Annotated in this window: 16 protein-coding genes; 14 read left to right on the top strand and 2 right to left on the bottom strand. The window is 53.5% G+C overall.

The genetic code is table 11. The features are described 5' to 3' along the window. Positions 1-36 precede the first annotated feature (36 nt). Positions 37-894, top strand: coding sequence for a MurR/RpiR family transcriptional regulator (locus BM159_RS08850; protein WP_093913887.1), 858 nt, complete (start codon positions 37-39; stop codon positions 892-894). 84 nt (positions 895-978) lie between these two features. Here the strand turns inward: BM159_RS08850 and BM159_RS08845 are convergent, their stop codons facing one another. Continuing rightward, on the bottom strand, positions 979-2,208 hold the full coding sequence (locus tag BM159_RS08845) for an ATP-binding protein (protein ID WP_093913886.1): 1,230 nt from the start codon (positions 2,206-2,208) through the stop codon (positions 979-981). Positions 2,209-2,384: 176 nt separating this feature from the next. On the opposite strand from BM159_RS08845, the gene mutY reads away from it, so the two are divergent. The 10 genes from mutY to BM159_RS08795 all read left to right on the top strand — a co-directional run bounded on the left by mutY (position 2,385) and on the right by BM159_RS08795 (position 18,322). After that, a complete protein-coding gene (gene mutY, locus BM159_RS08840; protein WP_143089418.1) occupies positions 2,385-3,593 on the top strand; it encodes an A/G-specific adenine glycosylase in 1,209 nt (402 codons plus the stop codon). A 193-nt stretch (positions 3,594-3,786) separates the two neighbouring features. Beyond that, entirely contained in the window at positions 3,787-4,701 is a 915-nt protein-coding gene (locus BM159_RS08835; protein ID WP_093913885.1) for a Fic family protein, read from the top strand. A 260-nt stretch (positions 4,702-4,961) separates the two neighbouring features. After that, positions 4,962-6,653: an ABC transporter permease gene (locus BM159_RS08830; RefSeq protein WP_093913884.1), complete on the top strand. Its 1,692-nt coding sequence runs from the start codon at positions 4,962-4,964 to the stop codon at positions 6,651-6,653. A gap of 17 nt (positions 6,654-6,670) precedes the next feature. Next, entirely contained in the window at positions 6,671-7,798 is a 1,128-nt protein-coding gene (locus tag BM159_RS08825) for an ABC transporter ATP-binding protein (RefSeq protein WP_093913883.1), read from the top strand. A gap of 135 nt (positions 7,799-7,933) precedes the next feature. Continuing rightward, the gene (locus tag BM159_RS08820) at positions 7,934-8,989 is read left to right on the top strand and encodes an ABC transporter substrate-binding protein (RefSeq protein ID WP_093913882.1); all 1,056 of its coding nucleotides are present in this window, start codon (positions 7,934-7,936) and stop codon (positions 8,987-8,989) included. Positions 8,990-9,239: 250 nt separating this feature from the next. Continuing rightward, positions 9,240-10,694 carry an NADP-dependent phosphogluconate dehydrogenase gene (gene gndA, locus BM159_RS08815; RefSeq protein WP_093913881.1) on the top strand — a complete coding sequence of 485 codons (1,455 nt, stop codon included), beginning with the start codon at positions 9,240-9,242 and terminating at the stop codon, positions 10,692-10,694. A 177-nt stretch (positions 10,695-10,871) separates the two neighbouring features. Continuing rightward, entirely contained in the window at positions 10,872-11,999 is a 1,128-nt protein-coding gene (locus tag BM159_RS08810; RefSeq protein ID WP_218149557.1) for a M20/M25/M40 family metallo-hydrolase, read from the top strand. Positions 12,000-12,020: 21 nt separating this feature from the next. Further along, on the top strand, positions 12,021-13,394 hold the full coding sequence (gene dcuC / locus BM159_RS08805; RefSeq protein WP_093913880.1) for a C4-dicarboxylate transporter DcuC: 1,374 nt from the start codon (positions 12,021-12,023) through the stop codon (positions 13,392-13,394). 95 nt (positions 13,395-13,489) lie between these two features. Further along, positions 13,490-14,437 carry a dipeptidase gene (locus tag BM159_RS08800; protein WP_093913879.1) on the top strand — a complete coding sequence of 316 codons (948 nt, stop codon included), beginning with the start codon at positions 13,490-13,492 and terminating at the stop codon, positions 14,435-14,437. 96 nt (positions 14,438-14,533) lie between these two features. Further along, positions 14,534-18,322: an autotransporter outer membrane beta-barrel domain-containing protein gene (locus tag BM159_RS08795; protein ID WP_093913878.1), complete on the top strand. Its 3,789-nt coding sequence runs from the start codon at positions 14,534-14,536 to the stop codon at positions 18,320-18,322. A gap of 139 nt (positions 18,323-18,461) precedes the next feature. On the opposite strand, the gene BM159_RS08790 is transcribed toward BM159_RS08795, so the two are convergent. Beyond that, positions 18,462-20,066: a hypothetical protein gene (locus tag BM159_RS08790; RefSeq protein ID WP_093913877.1), complete on the bottom strand. Its 1,605-nt coding sequence runs from the start codon at positions 20,064-20,066 to the stop codon at positions 18,462-18,464. 244 nt (positions 20,067-20,310) lie between these two features. On the opposite strand from BM159_RS08790, the gene BM159_RS08785 reads away from it, so the two are divergent. The 3 genes from BM159_RS08785 to BM159_RS08775 all read left to right on the top strand — a co-directional run. After that, complete coding sequence (locus BM159_RS08785; protein WP_093913876.1) at positions 20,311-23,751, top strand: pyruvate carboxylase; 3,441 nt, start codon at positions 20,311-20,313, stop codon at positions 23,749-23,751. Positions 23,752-24,017: 266 nt separating this feature from the next. After that, positions 24,018-26,072, top strand: a complete 2,055-nt coding sequence (ftsH, locus tag BM159_RS08780; protein WP_093913875.1) for an ATP-dependent zinc metalloprotease FtsH — start codon at positions 24,018-24,020, stop codon at positions 26,070-26,072. 234 nt (positions 26,073-26,306) lie between these two features. Then, positions 26,307-26,404, top strand: a 98-nt coding sequence (locus BM159_RS08775) for a transposase (protein WP_177205980.1), incomplete at its 3' end; no start/stop codon positions are given.

Here is a 26,404-nt window from a genome sequence, read left to right as displayed (position 1 = left end):
TGAACTGGTTTTTTCATTATAGAAGAGGGGATAATTATGGAGAACTTTAAGCAGACAACCTGTCTTCCGTTATTGCGCAGCAGCTATAACGGACTGACCAAATCGGAACAGAAACTGGCTGATTATATCTTAAAAAATCCGTCTGATGTGATGCACATGACCATGAGCGAACTGGCGGACGCGACTTCCAGCGCGGACGCAACGGTGTTCCGTTTCTGCCATAAACTGGGTTTCAGCGGTTTCCAGGGCATGAAGCAGGCGCTGGCGGGGGATCTGTTTTCCCCGGCGGAATCTCTGTCCCAGGAAGTGAACGCGGACGACACCCCCCGGGATATTACCCGGAAGGTCTTTCAGGATATGATCGACGCCCTGCAGGAGACTCAGAAGATGCTGGATTACAAGGCGTTGGAGCAGGCGATTGACCTTGTGTCGAAAACGGAGCGGGTCGATGCCTATGGGTATGGGGGCAGCGGCAATATCGCCCAGGATATCGCCCACCGGTTTATGCGGTTCGGGCTGGACGTGCATGCTTACAGTGATCCCCACTTGCAGATTGCGTCGGCATCCCTCTTAAAACCGGAGGATGTGGTGATCGCCATTTCCCACACGGGTGCCAGCATTGACCTGCTGAAGGTGCTGGAGATGGCCCGGTCCCGGGGCAGCAAGATCATCCTGATCACCAGTTATGTGAAATCCCCGGCCACCAAGCTGGCGGACGTGGTGTTGACGGGGCTGGCCCGGGAGACAAGCTACCGCAGTGAAGCCATGGCGTCCCGTCTGGTGCATCTGGCCATTCTGGACTGTCTGTATACGGGTGTGATGCAGCGCCGCATGGATGATTATATTGATAATATGAAGCAGGTGCGGAAAGCGATCGCAAGCCAGAAGATGTAAGGAAATGGAAAATGGCGCTGTATTGTACGTACAGTGCCATTTTTGTTGCATTTTTATCTGTTAAAACGATTATTAGTTTCGTTGTCAGAACCGTTTTCCGTCTTTCATAAAATCGATAAGGTTAATATGCCTGATACCGTTTCGCTGCTGCAGAAGCGGATCTAACGTGGCAACATACTTTGTATAGTTGTCTCTGATGGCTTCCAACGGTCTGTATTCACGATCCTCTGTTTCTTTGGACAGTGCGATAGTATATGCCACCTGCACATACGAGTATTGCATAGCGCTGTCCCTGAGAATGAAATCACATTCCAGCTTTCCAATTCTGCCCACACTGACAGCATAGTCGTGTGCCCGGGCGTAAATATAAGTCAGATTCTCAAGTACCGGTCCATAATTGATCCGGTTATCCGTATTCTGGGTAAAATAAAAGCTGAGGTCGGCCAGATAGTATTTCTTTTCGCCGTTCAGCAATCTTTTGGATTTCAGATCAAAACGGGGACATTCATATAAGATTTTGGCATCTGTCAGGGCCTTTATGTATCTGGATACAGTAGCTTCAGTGACAGGGGTGCCATTTTTCACCAGCGCGTTGCGAAGCCCGTTCAGGCTGGTTGTTGCCCCGAAATTGTTGACGATATAGGTCCGGACGGTTTCAAAGGTGGATTTGTTGCGGATTTTCAAGCGTCTGCGAATATCTTTTTCAAATATTTCTGCGATGAGTCCGCGGACATAAGTACGTTTGTCAGCCACGTCGTCTAAAAAAACCGCTCTGGGAAAACCGCCCTCCAGTATATAATCCTGCAATTCCTTTGCCGGGTTGCTGCCGGTCTTTTTGCCGTAAAACTCTTTCATATTTTCGTATTCATCAAAACTCAGGGGAAACATTTCAAACTCCAAATAGCGCCCTGTCAGTTTGGTGACTATTTCTCCGCTCAGGAGATAGGAATTGGAACCGGTTATAAAAATGGACCACTCGCCGGTCGTCCGAAGCCCGTTCAACATTATTTCAAATCCGGCCACATTCTGCACTTCATCAATGAACAGATATTTCAGGTTCTTTGTTTTAGAGGATTTATTAATGAGTTCTTCCAATTGAGCGGCTTCTGTTATTTTATTGTATTCTTTCCTGTCTAAATCCAGATAAATGATTCGGTCATGCGGAACTCCGCTTTCACGCAGTTCCCCGGCAATGGTTTCCATCAGGCAGGATTTTCCGCATCTGCGAACACCTGTAATCACTTTTATCAAATCTGCTGCGTGATAAAACCCGCGTATTTTACGGAGATAATGTTCTCTCGGATACAGTTTCATTTCCGGCACCTCCCATACATGCCTATCTTATCATAGAATCACACCGTTTTTCAAGTTAACGAAGGTGATTTTGAAAAAAAGTAAAAAACACCTTCGCTAACGGAGTTTGTTTTCAAAAATTCATAAATGCGTTACAATAAATTTAGTCAAAAAGAATAGTTAATGGAGGCAAATATTTGAAAAACTGTTTGGATTCAGACTGGACTCCTTTACTGATGAAATGGTTCGATGCCCATAAACGTGACTTGCCCTGGCGGACCGAATCGCCCCGAGACCCCTACAAGGTATGGGTCTCGGAGATCATGCTGCAGCAGACCCGGGTGGAAGCGGTAAAGGCTTATTATACAAACTGGATGGAACATTTCCCGGATATTCCCACGCTGGCATCTGCGGAAGAAGAGGATGTAGTGCGCCAGTGGCAGGGTCTGGGGTATTACAGCCGCGCCCGGAATCTGCATACGGCAGTGCGGGAAGTTATGGCGACTTACGGCGGCAGGGTACCGGAGGCACGGGAGGAAATCCGCAAACTGAAAGGCATCGGTGACTATACGGCTGGCGCTATCCTCAGCATGGCCTACGGGAAACGGGAAACGGCGGTGGACGGGAATGTGCTGCGGGTGTTTGCGCGTATTTATAATATTGAAGAAAACATTCTTTCCGCCAAAGTGAAAAAGGAAATAACAGCGTTGGTTCGCGTGAGGCAGGACGCCGCGCGACCCGGCGATTTCAATGAGGCGCTGATGGATCTGGGGGCCACGGTCTGCATTCCGGGGCAGCCCCGCTGTGAGGTTTGCCCTTTGTCCTCTGTGTGCGAAGCAAAGGCCGCTGGGAAGGAAGCAGAGATTCCGCTGCGGGTCACGAAGAAAGAAGTACCGGTAGAACCGGTCACAGTGTTTGTGGTGAAACTGAGACAGGAAGAACCTGTACAACGTTGCTGCGATAAACGCGGGGGTAAGGCAGACGTTCCGGCAGATGCTGCAGCTCTTTATCTCCTTCACCGCCGCCCGTCTAAAGGCCTGCTGGCCGGTATGTGGGAATTTCCCAACTGTACAGGGGAAGGCAGGCAGGGGAAAGAAGCGCTGACAGCGGAACTGGCGGCCCTTGGTGTAGGGGTGAAGAAGGTTTCCGGTCCCGTAAAACAGATCCGGCATGTGTTTTCCCATAAAATATGGAACATGTATATATATGAAGCAGAAGTTGCAGGAATCCATGTTAAAGAGAATGGTCCTGAAGCAGAGTGCGCTTTGACGAAAAGCAAGGCTGAACTGAAGACGGTGCTTCCTTCCGGCTGGCGCTGGGTTCCGGGGACGGAACTGGCGGATTATAACCTGGCCGGGCCCCATAACCGTATCCTTCGTGAAGAGGATGAACTAACAACAAAATAGTTTTATAAAAAGCGTCACCCTTGTTAATTATCAAGTGGTGGCGCTATATTTTATGGTTACTTAGCAAGAATTCTATTAAAAAAGGGAACGCAAACGCCGGCCTTTACTTTTATTACGGATAACCCTCAAAAACCTTTACTTTTTATGGTAAAAAAGGTAAAATAAGTAAAGGTTTTGAAAGGGAGATGGTTTGATGGTTTCCTATGAAGGTTTGCTTGTCCGGCTCCGGGAAAAAGGGATCACAAAGACTGACTTAACAAAAGAACTGGGGATTTCTTCCCGGACGATAGCAAAAATTGCAAAGGGAGAAAAGATTGGAGCCGTAACGCTTCGGAAGATGGCGGAGTATCTCGGTTGTGATCCGTCGCTGCTGTGCAGAGAAATTGCAGCCAACGCGGTTTTACAGATTTTGCGGGATGAAAAGAGCGCGAAGATCTCCGGCGGGCTTTACCATGAGCTTCAGGTTCGGATGACCTACAACTCCAATCATATGGAAGGCAGCAGGCTTACGGAGGCTGAGACAAGGCTGATTTTTGAGACAAATACTGTTGATGTGGGAGACGGGATCCCTGTGGATGATATTTTGGAAACGGTTCACCATTTCCGGGCCATCGACTATGTGATTGATATGGCGGAGACAGAATTGACCGGGGAATTCATCAAACATCTGCATTACATTCTGGAACACGATACGGCGGATTCCCGGCTTCCCTGGTTTGCGGTCGGCGAATACAAGAAACGCGCCAATATGATAGGTGGGCGGGAAACCGTCCGGCCGAAAGACGTGCCCGGGAAAATGCAGGAACTGCTGGATGCCTATAATGCGAAAACAAACGTCACGGTGAATGATGTAATCGCGTTTCACGCTGATTTTGAATCCATCCATCCGTTCCAGGACGGAAATGGCAGAGTGGGGCGTCTGGTTGCGTTGAAAGAGTGCCTGCGTCACGGAATCATTCCGTTCATCATTGAAGATTCCAAAAAGCTGTTTTATTACAGGGGTCTGTCTGAATGGGGCAGGGAAAAAGGCTGGCTGACGGATACCTGCCTTGACGGACAGGATACGTTTATCCGGTTGCTGGATACGTTGGAAATACCGCATTCATAAAGAAAGAAGGCCCGATATACATGCCTTATTTAAATAAGGTAGAAATATTCATAATTACACGTCAATAGCGACAATAAAACAGTTCCGAAGAAATTTTCACACAATTTTGCAAAATGTGTTATAAGTGTAAAAATCCCCTCGTTTATCGCTTGACAGAATAGTCCTTCATAGTTAGAATGAAGAAAAGAAATAAATTAGTCAAAATAAAATTAAAAAAAGAAATAAACTATTCAATGTGTATGAGCAGGGAGGGCTCCTAAATGGGAAAGCTGGGTACTTACATATCGAATCAGATTAAGACAACCAGGAACACGTTCCGGGATCCGATCATTGCGACGGTCGCGGTGGGTATGGTCCTGGCTCTTTTTGTCTTTGTGGTGTGGCCGCTGCTGATGGTGGTGAAGCAGAGCTTCACGGATCTGGACGGCAACTTCAGCCTGCAGGCCTACGTCAACATCGTGACCATGAGCGAGACGTATCAGGCGCTGGTGAACACCCTGATGCTGGCGATCATCGTAGGAGTGCTGGCCACTTCGGTCGGTTTCCTCTTCGCCTACTGTTCTTCTCACCTTGCCATCAAGGGTAAAAAGCTGTTCAACCTGATGGCGCTGCTGCCGATGGTGTCGCCGCCTTTCTCGGTGGCCCTGTCCATCATCATGCTGTTCGGCAGCCGCGGTCTCGTGACCTACAGCCTCCTGGGCTGGAGCAACACCAACATCTACGGGCTGAAAGGCCTGATCTTCGTACAGACAATCTCCTATTTCCCCATCGCGTTCCTGCTGCTGGCGGGCATGCTGCAGTCCATCGACCCCAGCATTGAAGACGCGGCCCGTGACCTGGGATCCTCCAAGTGGCGCACCTTCAGTTCGGTGACGGTTCCCCTGGTACGGCCCGGCATCGCCAACGCCTTCCTGCTGGTGTTCATCAAATCGGTTGCCGACTTCGCCAACCCCATGGCCATCGGCGGTAACTTCTCCACCCTGGCCACCCAGGTATACCTGCAGGCCATCGGCAGCTACGACGTACAGGGCGGCGCTGCGGTAGCGGTGGTGCTGCTGGATATCGCCATCATCCTCTTCATCCTGTCCAAATACTGGATTGAAAAGAAGACCTACATTACCGTAACCGGCAAGGCTTCCCGGGAACGCACCATGATCGACGATCCCCAGATTGTGGGTCTGGTGGGCGGCTTCTGCTTCCTGGTGACCGCCATCGTGCTGGCCATCTACATCCTGATTCCTATCGCTTCCTTCATTAAGATGTGGGGCGTTGACTACAGTTTCACCACGGCCCATTACAAATATGCGCTGGAAGTCGGCATGGACGCCATCAAGGACACCACCCTGCTGAGCATTATCGCAACTCCGATTGCCGGTATCCTGGGCATGATCATCGCCTACCTGGTGGTACGGAAAAAATTCATCGGCCGGGGCTTCATCAACTTCTCGTCCCTGCTGAGTATCGCGGTACCGGGCACCGTAATCGGTATCGGCTACATCCTGACCTTCAACGAGCCGCCCTTACAGCTGACCGGCACGGCGGCCATCCTCATCGCGGCCTTCGTCATCCGGGCCCTGCCCATCGGCATCCGGGCCGGTGAAAGCAGCCTGCAGCAGATCGATCCCAGTATCGAGGAAGCGGCGGCGGACCTGGGCTCCAACGCCAGCCGGGTGTTCACCACGGTGACCCTGCCCCTGATCAAGAGCGCCTTCTTCGGCGGCCTGATCTACTCCTTCATCCGCAGCATGACCAGTATCAGCGCGGTCATCTTCCTGGTGTCCGCCAACTACAGCCTGCTGACGGTCCTGATTCTGGACCAGGTGGAAGACAACCAGTTCGGTGTGGCTTCGGCCTTCTCCACCATCCTGATCCTTATCGTATATGTGGCAATTGTAATCATTAAGCTGATGCTGAACCGTCTGGGCAGCAACCCGCAGAAAAGTCAGGCATAAATAAAGGAGAGTACAAAATGGCAAAACAGGCAAGCATCCAGTTAAAAAATCTGACCAAGGAATATGTGACCCATGAAGGGACCGGCACGTTTTTAGCGGTGGACCACATCAACGTGGATATCGCCAGCGGCCAGTTCGTGACCCTGCTGGGACCTTCCGGCTGCGGAAAGACCACGACCCTGCGCATGATCGCGGGTTTTGAAGGCATCAGCGACGGGGAGATTCTCCTGGACGGTGTGCGCATCAACGAGCTGACCCCGGACAAGCGGGATTCCAGCATGGTGTTCCAGAGCTACGCGCTTTTCCCCCATTACGATGTGTTTGATAACGTAGGCTACGGCCTGGTAAATAAGAAGATGGACAAGAAGACCATCGAAACAAAGGTTATGAACATGCTGGACCTGGTCGGTCTGAAAGGCATGGAACACCGGATGCCCAACCAGCTGTCCGGCGGCCAGCAGCAGCGTGTGGCGTTAGCCCGGGCCCTGGTTATGGAACCGGCGGTGCTGCTCTTCGACGAACCCCTGTCCAACCTGGACGCCAAGCTGCGTGTGTACATGCGTACGGAGATCCGCAAAATCCAGCAGCGCATCGGCATCACCAGCGTATACGTAACCCATGACCAGAGCGAGGCCATGGCCCTGTCCGACAAGGTCATCATCATGAACGGCGGCAAAATCGAACAGGTGGGCAGCCCCACGGAAATTTACCAGTATCCGGCCAGCCACTTTGTGGCGGACTTCATTGGCAGCGCAAACTTTGTGCCGGCGAAGGTGAAGAGCGTCAGCAGCAAGGGCACGAAGCTGGAAAGCAAGGCGGGCCCCGGCATGGAGATCGGTACGGCGGTAGTGGAAATGTTCGGCCAGGAATTCACTTCAAAATGCATCCAGGGCGAGCTGGCTGCCGGCGATGAAGTGGAAGTGGTAATCCGTCCGGAAGCCATCGAGCTGGCGGATGACGGCGACGTAAAAGCGGAAGTTACAAGTTCCACCTACATGGGCCAGATGCAGGACTATGTGGTGCAGGTGGACGGCCATGAACTGGTGACCCAGACCTACAACCCCAGCAGCAAGAAGGTCTACAACCCAGGCGATACGGTGTATCTGCGCATCCAGCGTGACAGCCTGCATGCGATTAAGAAATAAAAACGGTTTTGCTTTTCTGTCCGGGGCGCGTTTCCTGCATTGCAGTAACAGGGAAGGACGCGTCCGGTGGCAGAAGTGCGGATAGAAAAACGGATTTACTACTTTTAATTAATTTAATCTAAGGAGGAAAAAAGGATGAAATTTACCTGGAAAAAAGCAGCTGCGTTTGCAGCAATGGCAGCACTGACCGTTTCTTTTGCAGGCTGCGGCGGCGGAGACAAAAAAGCTGACGACAAGAAAGCGGCTCCCAAAGGCAACGACAAAGAACTGGTTATGTACATGGGTATCGTAGAACAGGCGGCTAAGGTTGTGGCTTCCGAGTTCGAAAAAGATACCGGCATCAAAGTAAAATTCGTGCGTATGTCCGGCGGCGAGACCCTGAGCCGTATCCGCGCGGAGAAGAACAATCCCCAGGCCAGCCTGTGGTACGGCGGCAGCGCCGACAGCTTCATCATGGCTAAAAAAGAAGGCCTGCTGGAAGCTTACAAATCCCCCAATGCGGAAAAGATCAAAGCAGAATTCAAGGATCCGGAAGGATTCTGGACCGGCATTTATCAGGGCTATCTGGGCTTTATCCTGGACAAACGCTGGTTTGAGGAACACAAAGCGCAGCCCCCGAAATCCTGGGATGACCTGCTGAAACCGGAATTCAAGGGCCAGATCGTTATGGGCAACCCGGGTTCCGCTTCCACCGGTTATGTGCTGGTTTCCGCGACCGTACAGCGCCTGGGCGAAGAAAAAGGCATGGACTACCTGGCCAAACTGGACAAACAGGTTAAACAGTACACCAAAGCCGGCGCGGCTCCTGCACGTTCCGCTGCCCTGGGCGAATGCGCCATCGGCATCACCTACCTGCATAACGGCATCCGCCTGATGAAGGAAGGCAACAAGAACGTGGCTCTGTCCCTGCCGGAAGAAGGCACTGCGTACGAACTGGGCGCCGTTGCCATGATCAAAAATGCTCCCCAGAAGGAAGCTGCCAAGAAGTTCATCGACTGGTGCTTAACGAAGAAAGCCCAGGAAATCGGCCAGAACAACAACTCTTATCAGTTCCTGACTAATCCGGAAGCCAATCCGCCGAAAGAAGCCCTGGCTTTCAAAGATTCCAAATTGTTGAAATATGATTTCCAGTGGTCCGGCGACAACCGCGCCCGCCTGCTGGAAGCATGGAACAAGGCTGTTAAGAAATAATATAAGTGTTGAGACGTGTTGCGCCGCCTCGTGAACCGCAATACGTAAAAATGCTGGAACATCAAAAGGCGCATGCGTGTTGCGTGCGCCTTTTTTAAAAATGTATAAGGCACCGGGCATAGCCCGGAAGGGCTCGCCCCGTCGCGGAGCACAGGCAGCGACCGCAGGTTTGCGGGATGCTGCCGAAGCGTAGCGGGGGAGGGAGGGCTATGCCCGATGCTTTAACAGATATTATAAAAGGAGTACGAGTATGCAGAAAGCGAAAATCGGTTTAATCGGACTGGCGGTTATGGGCGCCAACCTGGCCCGTAATCTGGCAAACAACAACATTCAGACGCTGGTGTTCAACCGTACGGCTGCCAAAACAGAGCAGTTCATGCGTGATTTCGGTTCCAATCCCTGCCTGCAGGCGGCATACAGTATGGAAGAACTGGTGCAGAATCTGGAACGGCCCCGGAAGATCATCATGATGATCCAGGCAGGGCCGGCTGTGGATGCCATGCTGGATACACTTACTCCGCTGCTGGAGTCAGGGGATATCGTCATTGACGGCGGCAATTCCTATTTTGAAGATACCCGGCGGCGCAGCGCGAAGCTGGCGGAACTGGGGATGGAATTTGTCGGCATGGGCGTCAGCGGCGGCGAAGAAGGGGCCCTGAACGGACCCAGCCTGATGCCGGGCTGCAGCCGGAAGGCCTATGTGCAGCTGGAACCCATGCTGCAGGCGATCTCCGCCAAAGCCGGGGAGAGCGGCAAGGAACCCTGCGTTACTTATATCGGAACGGACGGCGCCGGCCATTATGTGAAGATGGTCCATAACGGCATCGAGTACGCGGACATGCAGCTCATCGCCGATGTGTACACCATCATGCGCCAGGTGCTGGGCCTGGAGCCGGAAGAAATGGCGAAGGTCTGGGACGAGTGGAACAAGGGGGAACTTTCTTCCTATCTGGTCGAGATTACTGCCAACATTTTAAAGAAGAAAGACGCGGAAACCGGCAAGGCCATGGTGGATGTGATCCTTGACGTGGCGAAACAGAAAGGCACCGGCCGCTGGACCAGCATGAGCGCCCTGGAACTGGGCGTGGCTACCCCCACCATTACGGAGGCGGTGTTTGCCCGCAACATGAGCGTTTATAAAGAAGAACGGATCGCGCTGGAAAAGGTGTACGCGGACCTGCCGGAGGCGTTGGAAGCCGCGGCCTGCTGCCGGAAAGCAGCTTTTACGGAAGAAGAAAAAGCGCAGATGCTGGAAGACCTGCGTAATACCTTATATGCGGCCAAGATCTGCGCCTATGCCCAGGGTTTCAACCTGCTGGGGACCGCCAGCGAGACCTACGGCTGGGATCTGCAGATGGATAAGATCTCCAAGATCTGGCGGAACGGCTGCATCATCCGGGCCCGTTTCCTGGACGATGTCAGCGACAGCTTCGCGAAGCAGGCAGGCATGAAGAACCTGCTGTTCAGCGACTTTTTCGCGGAAGCCCTGAAAAAAGCCCGGGCCGGCTGGGGCCGTGTGGTGGCCCTGGCAGCGGAACGGGGTGTATCGGTAGTAGCGCTGAGCAGCGCTTTGTCCTACTTCGACGCCTACCGTACTGCCAACGGCAATGCCAATATGCTGCAGGCCCAGCGGGACTACTTCGGCGCCCACACCTACCAGCGTGTGGACAAAGAGGGCAGCTTCCACAGGGAGTGGACGGAATAATAACTGTAAAACAACCCGGAGTGTGCCTTTGGAATAACTCCGGGTTTTTCTTTTAAAACAGTAATAAAAAAGTATATGTTGCATAAAACAGAAAATAAGGTAAAATAATAGGTAGCGTTATTTGTGTTATGACAACAATCATACGAAAAAAGTATTATAAACGGGAGGTAGTTTTCATTGAACATCAACAAACAACGTGTACTCGATGAATTTTTTGAACTGATCAGCATTCCCTGTCCTTCTCTGGGCGAGCGGGAAGTGGCCGATCTGCTGAAAAAACGGCTGGAAGAATTAGGCGGTAAGGTGACGGAAGACATGCAGGCTGCCAAAGCCCTGAACGGCACGGCCGGCAACCTTGTGGCGGATTTTAAGGGCACCGTGGCAGGCGCTCCCCGCATCCTGCTGAATGCCCACATGGACTGCGTCAATCCCTGCGCCGGCATTAAGCCCCACATCGAAGACGGCGTCATCAAATCCGACGGCACCACCATTCTGGGCGGCGACGACAAGGGCGGCGTGGTTGCTATTCTGGAAGCCCTGCGCTGCCTGAAAGAGCAGAATCTGCCCCACGGTGACATCCAGGTTGTTTTCTCTGTCAGCGAGGAACAGGGCTGCGCCGGCGCGAAGAATCTGGACACCGGTCTGCTGCATTCCGATATCGGTTACGCGCTGGACTCCAGCGGACGTCCCGGCAAGATTATTTTCGCGGCACCCGGGCAGAATAAGATCTTCGCCAAAGTCCACGGCAAAACCGCCCACGGCGGCGTAGCGCCGGAAAAAGGCATCAACGCCATCAAAAAAGCGGCGGAGATTTTAATGGACGTGCCCACCAGCCGCATCGATGAAGAGACCACCTGCAACATCGGCATCATCCACGGCGGTTCTGCCACCAACATCGTGCCGGATCTGGTGGAGATTGCCATGGACTGCCGCAGCCGCAATCCGGAAAAGCTGGAAAAACTGACGGCCGACATTGTGGCAGCCTACAAAAAGGGTGGCGAAAAAGCCGGCGTTCCCGTTGACGTGGAAGTGAAACCTTCCTACAAACCGTACTGCCTGGACAAAGACAGCAAGGTGATCCAACTGGCTGCCAAAGCAGCGGAAAATCTGGGACTGAAGGTTGACATCACCGCTACCGGCGGCGGCAGCGACAGCAGCCACTTCAACGGTTTCGGCATCCCCTGCACCGTGCTGGGCACCGGCATGACCAACGTGCATACGGTAGACGAGGTTTTGCTGGAAGAAGATCTGTACATGACCTGCCAGTGGGCGCTGGACATCCTCTGCCTGGCAGCAAAAGAGTAAGAATCAGGAGGTATTTGTTTTATGGCGTTAGTTATTTCATTTCTTATTACATTCTGGGTTGCGTACCTGATTTACAAAAAGTACAAACCCCAGCCGGTTTTGGTAGTCGGCGGCTTCATCCTCATGTACACCGCCGTCATCCTGGGTTACGGACAGATCCTGGCTCCCAAAGCCAGCACCGGTTCCATCCTCTTTGATACGTTCCAGTTCATGAGCCAGACCCTGTCTTCCCGCGCGGCTAAACTGGGCCTGAACATCATGTGCGTCGGCGCGTTTGCCAGGTACATGGACCGGATCGGCGCCTCCCGGGCTCTGGTCCGCATGACTATTAAACCGTTATTGAAACTGAAATCGCCTTATCTGGTATTATCCCTGAGCTGGGTGCTGGGCCTGTGCATCGGCCTCTGCATCAACTCCGCTTCCGGTCTGGCCATGCTGCTGATGGTTACGGTATTCCCCATCCTGGTTGGTCTGGGCGTAAGCCGTCTGGCTGCCACCGCTGCGGTAGCTTCCACCCTCTGCTTTGACTGGAGCCCCAGTGACACCGGTACCATCCTGTCCGCGGAAACCGCAGGGCTGGATCCCGTTATCTACTGGACCAACTATCAGGTTCCCATTGTTATCGTAGCCTTCTTTGTAGTAGGCACTTTGTTCTTCTTCTCTCAGAAATATCTGGATAAAAAAGACGGGCACGTTGTGGTTCCCATGGACGTGGATCATGCCAAGTCCGACGACCCGGCGGATAATGCGCCGGCTATTTACGCCCTGCTGCCTATCGTTCCCCTGGCTCTGATTTTAAGCTTCAGCCCCCTGTGGATTACCTGGATCAAAGTCAACATCATCAACGCCATGATGATCGGTCTGTCCGTGGGCATGATTGCGGAATTCATCCGCACCCGCAACCTGAAGACTGTATTTGAAGGCGTACAGGCTTTCTTCGACGGCATGGGCATGCAGATGGCCAACGTGGTAACCCTGATCGTAGCCGGTCAGGTATTTGCCCAGGGCTTAATGAGCATGGGCGTCATCAACACCCTGATCAAAGGCAGCCAGAGCGCCGGTTTCTCCCCCATGATGATGATGGTGGTCATGGTTGCCATTATCGCCATATCTTCTATCGTAATGGGTTCCGGCAACGCGCCGTTCTTCGCTTTCGCGGCCCTGACCCCGGCCGTTGCCAAAGCCAGCGGTATCGCGCCGGTGCTGTTCCTGCTGCCGATGCATTTCGCGGCCTCCATCGCCCGTACCTGTTCCCCCATTACGGCAGTTATCGTAGTAGCCTCCGGTATGGGTAACGTTTCTCCGTTTGACCTGATTAAGCGCACTTTCATCCCCATGTGCGGCGCCATGATCGTCAACGTAGCTATGACCTTCTTCTATTACTATCGCGGATAAAAATGAACGAAACACTGATTCCGTGCGTTTGCGCAAGTACTGCGCAGGCGCGGGAATCAGTGTTTTCTGATATGAGGAAGACGAGGTAACCACCTATGTTTATTGCAGATTGTCATTGCGACACACTGAGCGAACTGTACAAGCAGAATAAAAGTTTATACGCCAACGACCTAATGCTGGACGCGGAACGGATCATTAAAAATGGCGGCGGTCTCCAGTTCATGGCCATGTTCATCCCGACAGATGTTTTCCGTGCCGGGGCAGGGGCGACCTATACGCTGAAGCTTATCGACACCTACCTGCGGGGTCTCAGGGAACTGGAGCAGAAAGGGCTGCACGTTACCCGCATTCTGTCCAGAGAAGACCTGAAGAAGCTTCCCAACGGGGAATTCAATACGCTGCTGGCCATTGAAGAAGGCGGCGCGCTGGACGGCAGCCTGGAAGTGCTGCGCGTCTATTACGAACTGGGCGTGCGCTGCATGACCCTGGTGTGGAGCAACCGCAACGATATTGCCGACGGCGTCAACGAAGAATGCAGCAAAAGCGGGCTGACCATGTTCGGCCGGCAGGTAGTGGCGGAGATGAACCGGCTGGGCATCGCGGTGGACGTATCCCACATTTCCACCTACGGGTTCTGGGATGTGCTGGAGCACAGCACAAAACCCATCATCGCCACCCATTCCTGCGCCTACAGCCTGTGCGACCATCCCCGCAATCTGCGGGACGACCAGTTAAAGGCGCTGGTGAAAACAGGAGGCTTTGTGGGTATTAACTTTGCCGGCCAGTTCCTGGAAAAGGACTATAACGACGCCTGCATTGAAAGCGTGTACCGGCATCTGGCCTATATGATGGACGTTATGGGAAATGACGACCAGCTGGGCTTCGGCAGCGACTTTGACGGCATCAGCCATCCGCCGTATAATCTGCAGGGCGTGCAGGATTTTGTGCCCCTGTTTGACTATCTGGGCAAAAAGTTCAGCGACGAAACCATCGAAAAGCTGGCGTATAAAAACTGTATCGCGTACTTGGAGAAAGTGTTGTAAAGCGCAAGTGAACGATAAATATTAAAATTATAAATCAAACTTAAAACGCTGCAAAAGAACGGCAACGTAAAACCTATTCTAAGGAGATTCGTTCCTATGAACACGCACAGAAAACAAAAAAAGCAGCTGACAGCAGCCATTCTGGCTGCACTGCTGGCCATGCCCGCCTACGGCCATGCGTTTGTAAAAGCACCGGAATATGTGTATTACAATGGAAAACCGATGGTGGAAATACAGTTTCTGGTCAAAAGCGAAGGGGTTAAAGACATGCCGGGCAAATCCGATTTTCCGCTGGATCCCTCTCTGATTGAACCGGCAAAATCCGGAACGGCCTATTGGACGGGGTTGCTTGGACCGAAAGCGAAAAACGGGCAGCCCTGGCAGATTTTTGTGGCCACGCAGGAAAAAGTGCAGAATGCCTACGCGAACACTTTTTCGTTTAAGCCGGAAAAGGGAAAACTCAAGGGAACCGAAGTTAATTTTGTGGCGCGGCAGCTGCAGGACGGAAAATCGCTGCTGCGGATGCAGGAAGACGAAGGTAAACTGACTCCGGGTGATTATGGGTATAGCGTCATCTACATAGGCCAATATGTGGGGGCGGCCCGCCAGGGAACGGTGGACGGCTGGTGGGTGGACACGGATACGGTGCTGCCGTCCAACGAGCAGGCGGCGGATTTTACAGGCACCTTCCGCCATGAACTGGGCCATGCCCTGGGCATCGGTAAAGCCGTGGACTACCTGGACGAAGCAGGAAATGTTTATGAACCCAGGAATCCTTCAGAGGTAAAGAATTCCAAAGCAACCGGGGAAGCGATGATGCGGTTCAGTACCGAAGTAACCGATACGAAGTCCTGGAACCTGCACCTGGTGGACCAGAACCTGAACCCAGCGAAACCGGGGATGGAAATCCTGTCGGCGAAGGGGTTTGCAGAAAAAAAGAAAGCGAATCCCGCCGTGAAAGAAAGCGATTTCTTTATTGTGAACAATAAATTTAAAAAGGAAGACGATACGGGGAGAAAAGGGGAAGCATTTTTTGTCGGGGAACATGTAACGGACGCCCTGGCGGGGGCTACGTTCTTCGGTGTTAACGGCGTTCCCGTCAATGGCTGGGAAAGTGAAATGTTTGAAGGCTCCCATCTGCAGACGGCCGGCATGATGAGCCACCGCGCTTACAGCAACTACACGTCCTTTATGGAAGTGGAACTGGCCGTGATGCAGGACATGGGATACGATATCGACCGGGAGGCGTATTTCGGTCATTCCGTTTACGGGGACGATAAAACCATTACCAATACCCAGGGCTTTTTTGCCCGGAATGAAGCCGGTACGGCGTATATTGAAGGCAAACCCGGCACGGTTCCGCTGGGCATCGGCCTGCACATCTACGGGTCCCGCAATACGGTGACCCAGGCAGCGGATATACTGACCAACGGTACGGGCGCCACCGGCATCCGGGTAGACGGCATGCAGAACAAGGTGATGATTCCGGCTGCCACGAACATCCATGCGGACGGTCTCCGGGGCAACGGCGTCCTGATTGCCTACGGCCGGGACCAGGTGGTGGACCAGGCGGGGACGGTGACCGCCAACGGCCGGGGCGGCACGGGCATCCGGTTTGATTTCGGCTCCAGCACGAACGGCGCCTTTGATGAATACCGCGGCTCCTATATCCGTTACAAACGGGGCGCGGATGAGGACACCGGCCGGATTATCATGCCACAAAATCTGGACCTGACGGATATGGGTGAAGATGTGTACAATGCGGGGAAGGATGAACTGAACGGGCCGCAGGTAAAAGAATTCAATCTGTCCGGTTCCCTGTCCGGCTCGGAGAACGCAATCTATATCGGCAAAAACGCCTTCGTGCAGAACATTAACGTCTCAGAAGGCGCTTCCATCCGCGGGGATATCACCAGCGACTGGAAACATTTCAATACGGACGGCAGTTATGACGGGCTGACCCAGTCGCGAAAAGTTCCGGAGTTTGCTGACTGGCTGAAAGAGCACTATCCGCAGGTCAAGCTGAGTGAATTTATAGACTGGCCTGCGGAAAAGCAACAGGAAATTACGTCTGCCTATCAAAGCGACCCGAATGTAAAGATCGTTACCCGGAAAAAATCCCCGCTGCGTATCCAGTACAACGGGAAAACCGGGGAGAACGGCTACGCCTATGATGCCTACATTCCCGACCTGGTGACGAACCTGAATTTTGCGGCGGACATGGCATACAACGGGAAAATCACCGGTCCGGACAATATGAAACTGTATATAACAGGCGGCACGCTGGCCTACGGCGGCAAGGCCGATGTGGTGGGCGTATATGTGGCCCGGGGCGCTGCGCTGTTGGGCGGCAGCTATACAGTCCATGATATGAGCAGTATGGCGGCGCCGGATTTTGCATCCGGGTTGAACGAGACGGATAAAGGCTTTTTCATTAACTGCGGCACGGCAGGGGCGCTCAACAGTGAAAGTGCCATGACCATTAACGGCAATCTGCTCTCGGACGGCATCCTGAAGGGTGTGGCAGGCGGCAGCGCAGGTACAATCCGGGTAAGCGGGCTGGCGATGCTCGATAATGCCCAGATCGTTGCTGAGAATTTGCTGCCGGATGAAAAATTTGCCGTAGTGCAGGCAGATGGGGTTTATGGTCCTGTAAAGAATACGGAAAACGCGCCCTATAAGTTTGGCATGCTGGATGAAATCGGCGCGGTGGAAGGGAACACGGTGGTCGTGACCGGTAAAGAGGCCAACAATCTGGGAGCCGTCGATGCGGTGCAGGGAGAAACCTACGAAGCCATGATGGAGATGTTTGATACCCTGACGGCCAAAGGTGACGCCCGCCGGAATGAGATGCGGCCCCTGTTCACCCTGACGCCTGAAGAAACAAAGAAAACCCTGTCTTCCATTGCTTCCAATGCGTCGGCGAAAAGCATGGCGCTGGCCCAGCGCAGCACGGTGATCCGGCATCTTCTGTCTTCCCGGCTGACAGAGGCGTTTACGGCGAAGGAGGCGCAAGCTAACATTCCCGTGCAGCATCTGGATGACAGCAGCGATGAGGGCGTGCCGGTGCCCCTGCGAACCCTGGAACCGGCGGATAACGACATCTGGCTGAAGTTCGGCAAGAACTGGGGCGATATGCGGGACGATATGGATTACCACAGCACCGCGACCCTGTTAGGCTGGGACAAGGCTTATGGCAAAAACTGGCGGGCCGGAGTGTTCGCCGGTTACGGAAAAACCGGTTTTTCCGACAACACTGCCAGCAATGAACTGCGGGATGTGCGGTTCGGTTTGTACGGCGGATACAGCAAAGGCAGGAGTGAAGGTTTAGTCTATCTGGACTACGGCTGGCTGCGGAACAAGCTGCGCCGTGGCGTAGCGGGCAGGACGGCCGCTGCGGATTACCACAGCCGCATCCTGGAATTAGGCGGGGAGTATTTATACGATCTGCAGGCGGAGAAAAATGTGCCCTGGCATGTGCGGCCCTATGTGAATGCACAGCTGTCAAGATTATGGCAGAACAGTTACCGCGAAGATGGGGCCGGCATATATAATCAGGTTGTAGACAGCAAGCACAGCGACTACTTCGGCATGGGCGCCGGGGTAGAGCTCAAACGGTATCTGGCGGGGGGCAGCTATGCAATCCGGGCCGGGGTGAAGCACGCCTTTGCGGGAGCGGAGCCGAAACTGCGGTACAGTTACATGGGCAATGCGGCTAACACCTACGACATGCGGAACGTGCAGGACAAAACCCATTTTGTGCTGTCTATCGGCGGGGAGGCCGAAGTAGCCAAAGGCTGGACGGTAGGCGGCGACGCAACCTTCCAGCGTGGTTCCCACGATAAAGACTGGTCGTGCAGTATTACCGTAAAGAGAATGTGGTAAGAAAGGTAAATGAGTTGGTTATGAATTATAACCGACTGAAAAAAAGTGCAGTAAAAAATAAAGCGTGCAGGGTTTTACAAACCCGTGCACGCTTTTAGTTTTTATTACAGTTCAAAAATATCCCGCCAACGCGACTTTCTTACAAATCCCCGAAATCAAAATCCACCGGCGCGGGAATCCGTTCGTCGATGATCGACTTCAGCACCAGGTCGATAAAAGGGTTGTGGTTCAGCTTCATTGCCTGGATCACAGCCTTTTTTAATGTCACGGGCACCTTGTCCCGGGGCCAGGCGGACACGGACAGGGCGGCCATGCCGATGGCATGCTCGTAAATGGAGGTCAGGCAGGCCTGCAGCAGCGGTTCCCCTTCCCCCGGATAATCTTTCAGGTAATGGGCGAAATTGATCAGCAGGTCTTCATTGTCCATGTACTGTTTCAAATGGGCTTCGGCGCAGTCCAGGAACAGATGGCGCCGGGTATCGATTCGTTTTTCGTCCCCTCCCGCGTCCGCGAACATCAGGTAGCGCAGCGCCGCGTGATCTTTCGGGCGTTCGTTGTAGAAACGGATTACGTCCGGCCAGATGTCGATGTTCAGGTCGGCGGCGAAATCCACGATCTCCGAATTCAGGTTTCCGTTTTTATCGAACAGGGACGCGCGGATCTCCGGCTCCCAGTCTTTGTAATAGATCAGGGCGTCGCACCCGGCGATGAGCAGCTGGGCCGCGTTGGCCGAGAGGGCGGCGCCTTTCTTTTCCGTCGCCAGCACTTCCAGCCGGTCTTTGATGGCAAAGATGGTCAGCAGCTGTTTCGGCGTTTTGGCATAGGTTTCCGCGTGGCGCAGGAAGTCCCGCAGCAGCGGCTCCAGCGCGATATGTACCGGCACCATCAGGGAATTCTCAAAGGGATTTTCCGCCGGTGTCTGGTTGGGCATCAGGAAGATCATATAGTTGATGATGACGTTGGACGCGGCGAGATAGATATCTTCCGGTATTTCCGCCTGCTGCAGCGTCCGGGGCAGGTCGCTTTCCTTGATGATGACCGGCGCCAGGGGCGGCCAGAAGATGCGCAGTTCCAGCCCTTTCTTCAGGAGCCAGCGTTTCTGGGCCGGGGTGCGGTACTGCAGCATCAGCAGGGTGATGGCCTTGCCCCAGCCTTCCGTGTGCCGGGCCAGGAACCATAACTCTTTCTGGGGCCGCGTTTCGCTTAACTGGCAGGCCATACACAGGAAAATGGTAAATTCTTCGCAGCGGGCCATGGTGAACAGATCGTTGTACAGATGTTCCGAAAAAGACTTGCGGACCTGATCCAGCCCGATGAGGCCGCAGATCAGATAGGCGAACTTGACCGCTTCCCGGTCCTTGGCGGTGTAGAACCATTCCTGGGCTAAATTCAGCAGGTCGTAGCTGAGCTTTTCGCCACGCAGCTGGCCGGCCAGGGCAAAGAATACGGTGATCTGGGGCGTTGTATAGATTTTCTCGTACAGATTGTTTTTATTAATCTGGGTAGGATGTTTCAGCCACTTTTTCAGAAGCAGATAGATATCTTTGGCTTCTTCCATGGTGCTCTCGTTGACTTTGGGCTGGAACATGGCGGCGTCTTCTGCGCCGTAGGTATATTCCCGCATCAGGTTGTCAGGCAGGGGAGAACCGTCGTAGTTTCCCTTGCCGTCCAGGTGGTCGACGACGAACAGGAAGAGGCTGTTGTAGTTTGCAGTTGTATTGGTAACTTTGTTTTCAGAAGACATGGTAACCTCATATGTTTTATGGAAGCAGATAGTATTGCGGAGTTTTTATGTGTGGTACATTATAGCACATTACAAGAATAATGTATACATAGCTTTGAACGGTTGAATTTGTAAACTTCTTATAATACAATAGAGCCACATATCCGGGGGACGACCGGTTTTATACTTTTGCGTAATCGGACGCGCGTTTCCTGTTCCGCCGGTTTTACCCGAAAGCCTGATCATTCCAAGGAGGAGTCACGAGATGAGAAAAATTAAGACGGTTTTAGTTGCGAACCGGGGCGAGATCGCCATCCGCGTTTTCCGCGCCTGTAACGAGCTGGGGATCCACACCATTGCGATTTTTTCCAAAGAGGATACCTTATCCCTGCATCGCAATAAAGCCGATGAAGCCTATCTGGTAGGCCGGGGCAAGGGCCCGGTGGAAGCCTATCTGGATATTGAGGATATTATGCGGATCGCCCATGAACATGACGTGGACGCCATCCATCCCGGTTACGGCTTCCTGTCGGAAAACGCCGAGCTGGCCAAGCGCTGCGCCGAAGAAGGGTTCATCTTCATCGGTCCCCGGGTGGAACATCTGATTATGTTCGGTGACAAGGTCAATGCCCGCGCCCAGGCGAAACTGGCGGAAATTCCCATGATTCCCGGCAGCGACGGTCCCATTTCTTCCGTGGAAGACGTGCGGGCGTTCGGCGAAAAGTACGGCTATCCGCTTTTGATCAAGGCAGTCAACGGTGGCGGCGGCCGCGGCATGCGCGCGGTCAACTCCCCGGAGGAAGTGGAAACCGCGTATGCCCTGGCCAAGTCCGAAGCGCTGAAGGCCTTTGGCAACGATGAGATTTATCTGGAAAAATATTTAAAAGACCCGAAACATATTGAAGTACAGATCCTGGGCGACGAGCAGGGTGAAATCGTGCACCTGTACGAGCGCGACTGCTCCGTGCAGCGCCGTCACCAGAAGGTAGTGGAGATGGCTCCGGCCACCTTCGTGAAGCCGGAACTGCGGCAGCGCATCTGCGACGCGGCGGTGAAGCTGATGAAAAACGTGGATTACATCAGCGCCGGCACCGTGGAATTTTTGGTTACCGCCGACGACGAGTTCTATTTTATTGAAGTAAACCCCCGTATCCAGGTGGAACATACCGTTACGGAAGCCATCACGGGGATCGATATCGTCCAGAGCCAGATCCGCATTGCGGAGGGCTACGGCATCCACAGCCCGGAAGTGGGCATTCCGGAACAGGACAAGATCGGCATCCGGGGCGAAGCCATCCAGTGCCGTATCACTACGGAAGACCCGCTGAACAATTTCATGCCGGATACGGGCAAGCTCATCGCCTACCGCAGCGGCGGCGGCATGGGCATCCGTCTGGACGCGGGCAATGCCTTCACGGGTTCCGTCATCACCCCGTACTACGATTCCCTGCTGGTTAAGGCCACCACCTGGGGCCTGAACCATACCATCGCGGTGACCAAGATGCTGCGCTGCCTGAAAGAGTTCCGTATCCGCGGCGTGAAGACCAATATCGCATTTTTGGAAAACCTGCTGCAGCATCCGCATTTTATCAACGGCACCTATACCACCAATTTCCTGGATGAGACGCCGGAACTGTTCCATTTCCCGGAAGGCCGGGACCGCGGTACAAAGTTGCTGCATTATATTGGCGACATTACGGTAAACGGCTATGCCAATGTGGGCGTGGTGCCCAAACCGGAATTCGCGCCCATGAATCTGCCGAAACCCTTTACCGGCGAACTGCCTTCCGGCACGAAGCAGATCCTGGACGCCAAAGGACCGGAAGGGCTGGCGAAGTGGGTACAGGAGCAGAAGGAAGTGCTGCTGACGGATACCACCTTCCGCGACGCCCACCAGTCCCTGTTCGCCACCCGCCTGCGTACGGCAGATATGCTGCGGGTCATCCGGGATACCGCCGGCAAGCTGCCGGAACTGTTCTCCTTTGAATGCTGGGGCGGCGCGACCTTCGACGTAGCTTACCGGTTCCTGGACGAAAGTCCCTGGCAGCGCCTGCAGGCATTTAAGGAAGCGGCGCCCAACGTGCTGTTCCAGATGTTGCTGCGCGGCGCCAACGCGGTTGGCTATACCAGCTATCCGGACAACGTGGTAAAAGAGTTTATCCGCCTGTCTGCCAAAAACGGCGTGGACGTGTTCCGTATCTTCGATTCCCTGAACAGTCTTGACAACATGCGCCTGTCCATTGAAGCGGTGCGGGAATGCAACAAAGTGGCGGAACCGGCCCTGTGTTACACCGGGGACATTCTGGATCCGGAACGGGATAAATATAATCTGAAGTATTTTGTGGATATGGCGAAGGAACTGGAACGGGCCGGCGCCAACATCATCGCCATTAAGGATATGGCAGGCCTCCTGAAACCCCAGGCTGCCTACGAACTGATCAGCGCCATGAAGGACGCGGTGACGGTGCCTATCCACCTGCACAGCCACGAAGGCAGCGGCAACACCATCTACACCTATGCCCGGGCCATCGACGCCGGGGTGGATATCGTAGACGTGGCCATGAGCGCCATGAGTAACGGGACAAGCCAGCCTTCCGCCGCCAGCCTGTATTATGCGCTGGAGGGACATCCCCGTCAGCCCAAGCTGAGCGTGGACGCCCTGAATGAATTCTCCCGGTATTGGGAGACCATCCGTCCGTATTACAAAGCGGCGGACAAGACCGAGAACTTCCCCAATCCGGAAACCTATATTCACGAAATGCCCGGCGGGCAATATACCAACCTGAAGCAGCAGGCCGCTGCCCTGGGACTGCTGGACCGCTGGGAAGATATTAAGGATATGTACCACCGCGTCAGCATGATGTTCGGCGATCTGATTAAGGTTACGCCGTCTTCCAAAGTCGTCGGCGACATGACCCTGTACATGGTGCAGAACGAAATTACGGAAGAAGATGTGTATGCAAACGGGGATACCATGGACTTCCCGAAATCCGTCATCGAGTTCTTTGAAGGCCGCATCGGCACGCCCTACGGCGGCTTCCCGAAACGCCTGCAGAAGATTGTGCTAAAAGGGAAAGAACCCATTACCCAGCGTCCGGGCGCCGTACTGCCCCCGGTTGACTTTGAAGAAGTGCGGAAAAAGCTGGAAAACATGAACGCGCCTACTACGGACGAAGCGGTTTCCTCGTACTGCCTCTATCCCGATGTGTTCAAGCAGTGGGTGACCCGCTGTGAGGAATACGGTGATGTAAGCGTACTGGATACCCCGACCTTCTTCTTCGGCATGACTATCGGCGAAGAAGTGGACGTGGAAATTGAAAAGGGCAAAGTGGTCATCATCAAGCTGATCCATATCAGCGAACCCAACGAAAACGGCAAGCGCACCGTGTCCTTCGAATTCAACGGCATGCCCCGTGAACTGGAAATCTTCGATAAAAACGTGAAGACGGAAAACGTGGCCCGCAAGAAAGCGGATAAGAGCAATCCGGGCGAAGTAGGGGCTACCCTGTCCGGTTCCGTGGTAAAACTGATGGTGGAAAAAGGGCAGAGCGTAACCAAGGGAACGCCGCTTCTGGTCACCGAGGCCATGAAGATGGAGACCACCATCGCGGCGCCCATCGGCGGCATCATCGGTCAGATCCATGTGCAGGCCGGCAGCCGTATTGAGAGCGGGGACTGCCTGCTGGAGATTGATTCGAAGAATTAAAGTATAAATAATTTAAAAACAATTACGTGCAAGGCTTCAAGTCCTTGCACGATTTGTTTTTAATTATAAACTTTAAATAATGATTGTCATACAAAAGATTGACTTTTTGATTTTTCAATTATTTCACTTGTCATAGATATCGTTTCGCGATAGAATGAGATATCATATTATTATAGTTATAATTCCGTATTAAACAGATGGATGGTATTGCCGGTTAATACGGCCGGCATTTTCTGATAACATTCTTTTGCGAGGTGAATGAGTTTATGAATAACAACAACGATAACGGCAGGAGGCCGCTTTATTATTACTACATACTGGCTCTGGTAGTGCTGATGTTCCTGAACACGTCGGTGTTCCCGTCCATGTTCAAGACCAAGGTCACGGACCTGTCGTACGATTCCTTTATCCAGATGGTGGACGAAGGCAAGTTCGCCAAGGTGGAGATCAGTGACAAGCGGATCGCGGCCACGGCCAAGGACCCGGAGGATAAGAAGATTTACGTGACCGGCCGGGTGGAGGACAATCAGCTGGTAGAGAAGCTGATGAAGAGCAAGGTGACGTTTTCCCAGGTCATCCCCAAAGAGAGCGGTCCGCTGGAAAGCCTGATCTATAACTGGGTTCTTCCTATCATATTCTTTATCGTGATCGGCCAGCTCATTATGCGTTATATGGGCGGCAAGGGCTTTGGCGGCATGGGCAATTTCGGCAAGAGCAATGCCAAGGTTTACATGCAGGCCCAGACCGGCGTCACCTTTGCGGATGTAGCCGGTCAGGATGAAGCTAAGGAAGCGCTGGTGGAACTGGTAGACTTCCTGCATAACCCCGGCAAGTATTCCTCAATCGGCGCCACCATGCCGAAGGGCGCGCTGCTGGTAGGGCCTCCCGGTACCGGCAAGACCCTGCTGGCCAAGGCCATCGCCGGGGAAGCGAAGGTTCCTTTCTTCAGCATTTCCGGTTCCGAATTTATTGAAATGTTCGTCGGCATGGGCGCGGCCCGTGTCCGTGATTTATTTAAGGAAGCCCAGAAAAAGGCTCCCTGTATCGTGTTTATCGACGAAATCGATGCCATCGGTAAAAAGCGTGACAGCGGCGCCTTCGGCAGCAACGATGAACGGGAGCAGACCCTGAACCAGCTGCTGTCCGAAATGGACGGTTTTGACGGCAGCAAGGGCGTCATCATCCTGGCGGCTACCAACCGTCCGGAATCCCTGGATGCCGCGTTACTGCGCCCGGGCCGTTTTGACCGCCGGATCCCGGTGGAACTGCCGGATGTGAACGGCCGTGAGGCGATTCTGAAAGTCCATGCCAAAGACGTGAAGATGCGTGACGATGTGGACCTGAAGAAGATTGCCCGTTCCACTCCCGGCGCCAGCGGCGCGGAACTGGCCAATATTATTAATGAAGCGGCCCTGTGCGCCGTGCGCAATAAGCGGGATAAGGTGACCAACGCCGACCTGGAGCAGGCGGTGGATATCATCATCGCCGGATACCAGCGCAAGAACATGGTCATTTCCGAAGAGGAAAAGAAAAATACGGCGTATCATGAAATCGGGCACGCGCTGGTGGCTGCCAGCCAGACCCACAGCGCCCCGGTGGAAAAGATTACGATCATTCCCCATACCAACGGTTCCCTGGGGTACACCATGCAGGTGGATGAACAGGAAAAACTGAATTACACGAAGGAAGACCTGTTTACCAAGATTGTGACCTTTACCGGCGGCCGGGCTGCGGAAGAAGTGGTGTTCAACCACATGACTGCGGGGGCGTCCAACGATATTGAACAGGCGACCCGTCTGGCCCGGGCCATGGTGACCCGGTTCGGCATGACGGAAGAGTTCGGCATGATGGGGATGGAGACCATCCACAACGCGTATCTGGGTGGCGACGCCACCCTGACCTGCAGTGAAGCCACCCTGGAGAAGGTGGACGTAAAGGTCATGGAGATTATTAAAGAAGCGCACCAGAAGGCGCTGGCTATTCTGCAGGAACACCGGGAGGAACTGGACCGTCTGGCCAGTTACCTGCTGGAAAAGGAAACCATTACCGGCGTGGAATTCATGGCGGTCCTGAATAACGAAGATCCGGTGGAAGCCGTGCGCAGAGCGGCGGAAGAGGCCGAATCCCGCAATGCGGAACAGCGGGTGAAGGATGAGGAAAAAGCCCGCAGGGAAGCGGAAGAACTGGCGGCCAAACAGGCCCAGTGGACGGCGGCTTCGGCTGCGGCCGGCATGGAAAGCGGCGCTCTGGGCAAAGAAGTGAAAGACGGGGCGACAGATGCCGAATTCCGCCCGGCGGAAGAAGAGAAAAAAGAAGAATAGGATTGCCGTTACGGTGAATCGTATACGGCGTAAAGTGAAAATACAAAACTCCCTGACGTACCGTTCAGGGAGTTTTTATTATGGCTTTAGCTTGGGAGCCGAATCCCTCAAGGGGATTTGGCTCAAAAACCACCTGCTACGCAGGTGGGATTAATGCTTAAGCAAAAGGGCAACATCCTTCTTGTATAATGATAGTGTTCAAGCCGTCACTAAAACAAGAAAGGATGTTGCCCTATGGCAAATAGTTTAGCACATACCAAGTGGGTATGCAAATATCACATTGTATTTACACCAAAATACAGAAGAAAAATCATTTATAACCAATTGCGTTT

It is taken from the genome of Succiniclasticum ruminis DSM 9236 (assembly GCF_900112895.1).
In the GTDB taxonomy this organism is placed as follows: domain Bacteria; phylum Bacillota; class Negativicutes; order Acidaminococcales; family Acidaminococcaceae; genus Succiniclasticum; species Succiniclasticum ruminis.
Note: the sequence above shows the minus strand (reverse complement) of the source record. Positions and strands in the feature narration are given on the sequence as shown.

Excerpts from the sequence above, each read along its gene's own strand:
- ftsH (WP_093913875.1), top strand. The coding sequence starts at position 24,018 with ATGAATAACAACAACGATAACGGCAGGAGGCCGCTTTATTATTACTAC.
- BM159_RS08835 (WP_093913885.1), top strand. The coding sequence starts at position 3,787 with ATGGTTTCCTATGAAGGTTTGCTTGTCCGGCTCCGGGAAAAAGGGATC.
- BM159_RS08830 (WP_093913884.1), top strand. The coding sequence starts at position 4,962 with ATGGGAAAGCTGGGTACTTACATATCGAATCAGATTAAGACAACCAGG.
- BM159_RS08795 (WP_093913878.1), top strand. The coding sequence starts at position 14,534 with ATGAACACGCACAGAAAACAAAAAAAGCAGCTGACAGCAGCCATTCTG.
- BM159_RS08800 (WP_093913879.1), top strand. The coding sequence starts at position 13,490 with ATGTTTATTGCAGATTGTCATTGCGACACACTGAGCGAACTGTACAAG.
- gndA (WP_093913881.1), top strand. The coding sequence starts at position 9,240 with ATGCAGAAAGCGAAAATCGGTTTAATCGGACTGGCGGTTATGGGCGCC.
- BM159_RS08820 (WP_093913882.1), top strand. The coding sequence starts at position 7,934 with ATGAAATTTACCTGGAAAAAAGCAGCTGCGTTTGCAGCAATGGCAGCA.
- BM159_RS08825 (WP_093913883.1), top strand. The coding sequence starts at position 6,671 with ATGGCAAAACAGGCAAGCATCCAGTTAAAAAATCTGACCAAGGAATAT.
- BM159_RS08850 (WP_093913887.1), top strand. The coding sequence starts at position 37 with ATGGAGAACTTTAAGCAGACAACCTGTCTTCCGTTATTGCGCAGCAGC.
- BM159_RS08845 (WP_093913886.1), bottom strand. The coding sequence starts at position 2,208 with ATGAAACTGTATCCGAGAGAACATTATCTCCGTAAAATACGCGGGTTT.
- BM159_RS08790 (WP_093913877.1), bottom strand. The coding sequence starts at position 20,066 with ATGTCTTCTGAAAACAAAGTTACCAATACAACTGCAAACTACAACAGC.
- dcuC (WP_093913880.1), top strand. The coding sequence starts at position 12,021 with ATGGCGTTAGTTATTTCATTTCTTATTACATTCTGGGTTGCGTACCTG.
- BM159_RS08785 (WP_093913876.1), top strand. The coding sequence starts at position 20,311 with ATGAGAAAAATTAAGACGGTTTTAGTTGCGAACCGGGGCGAGATCGCC.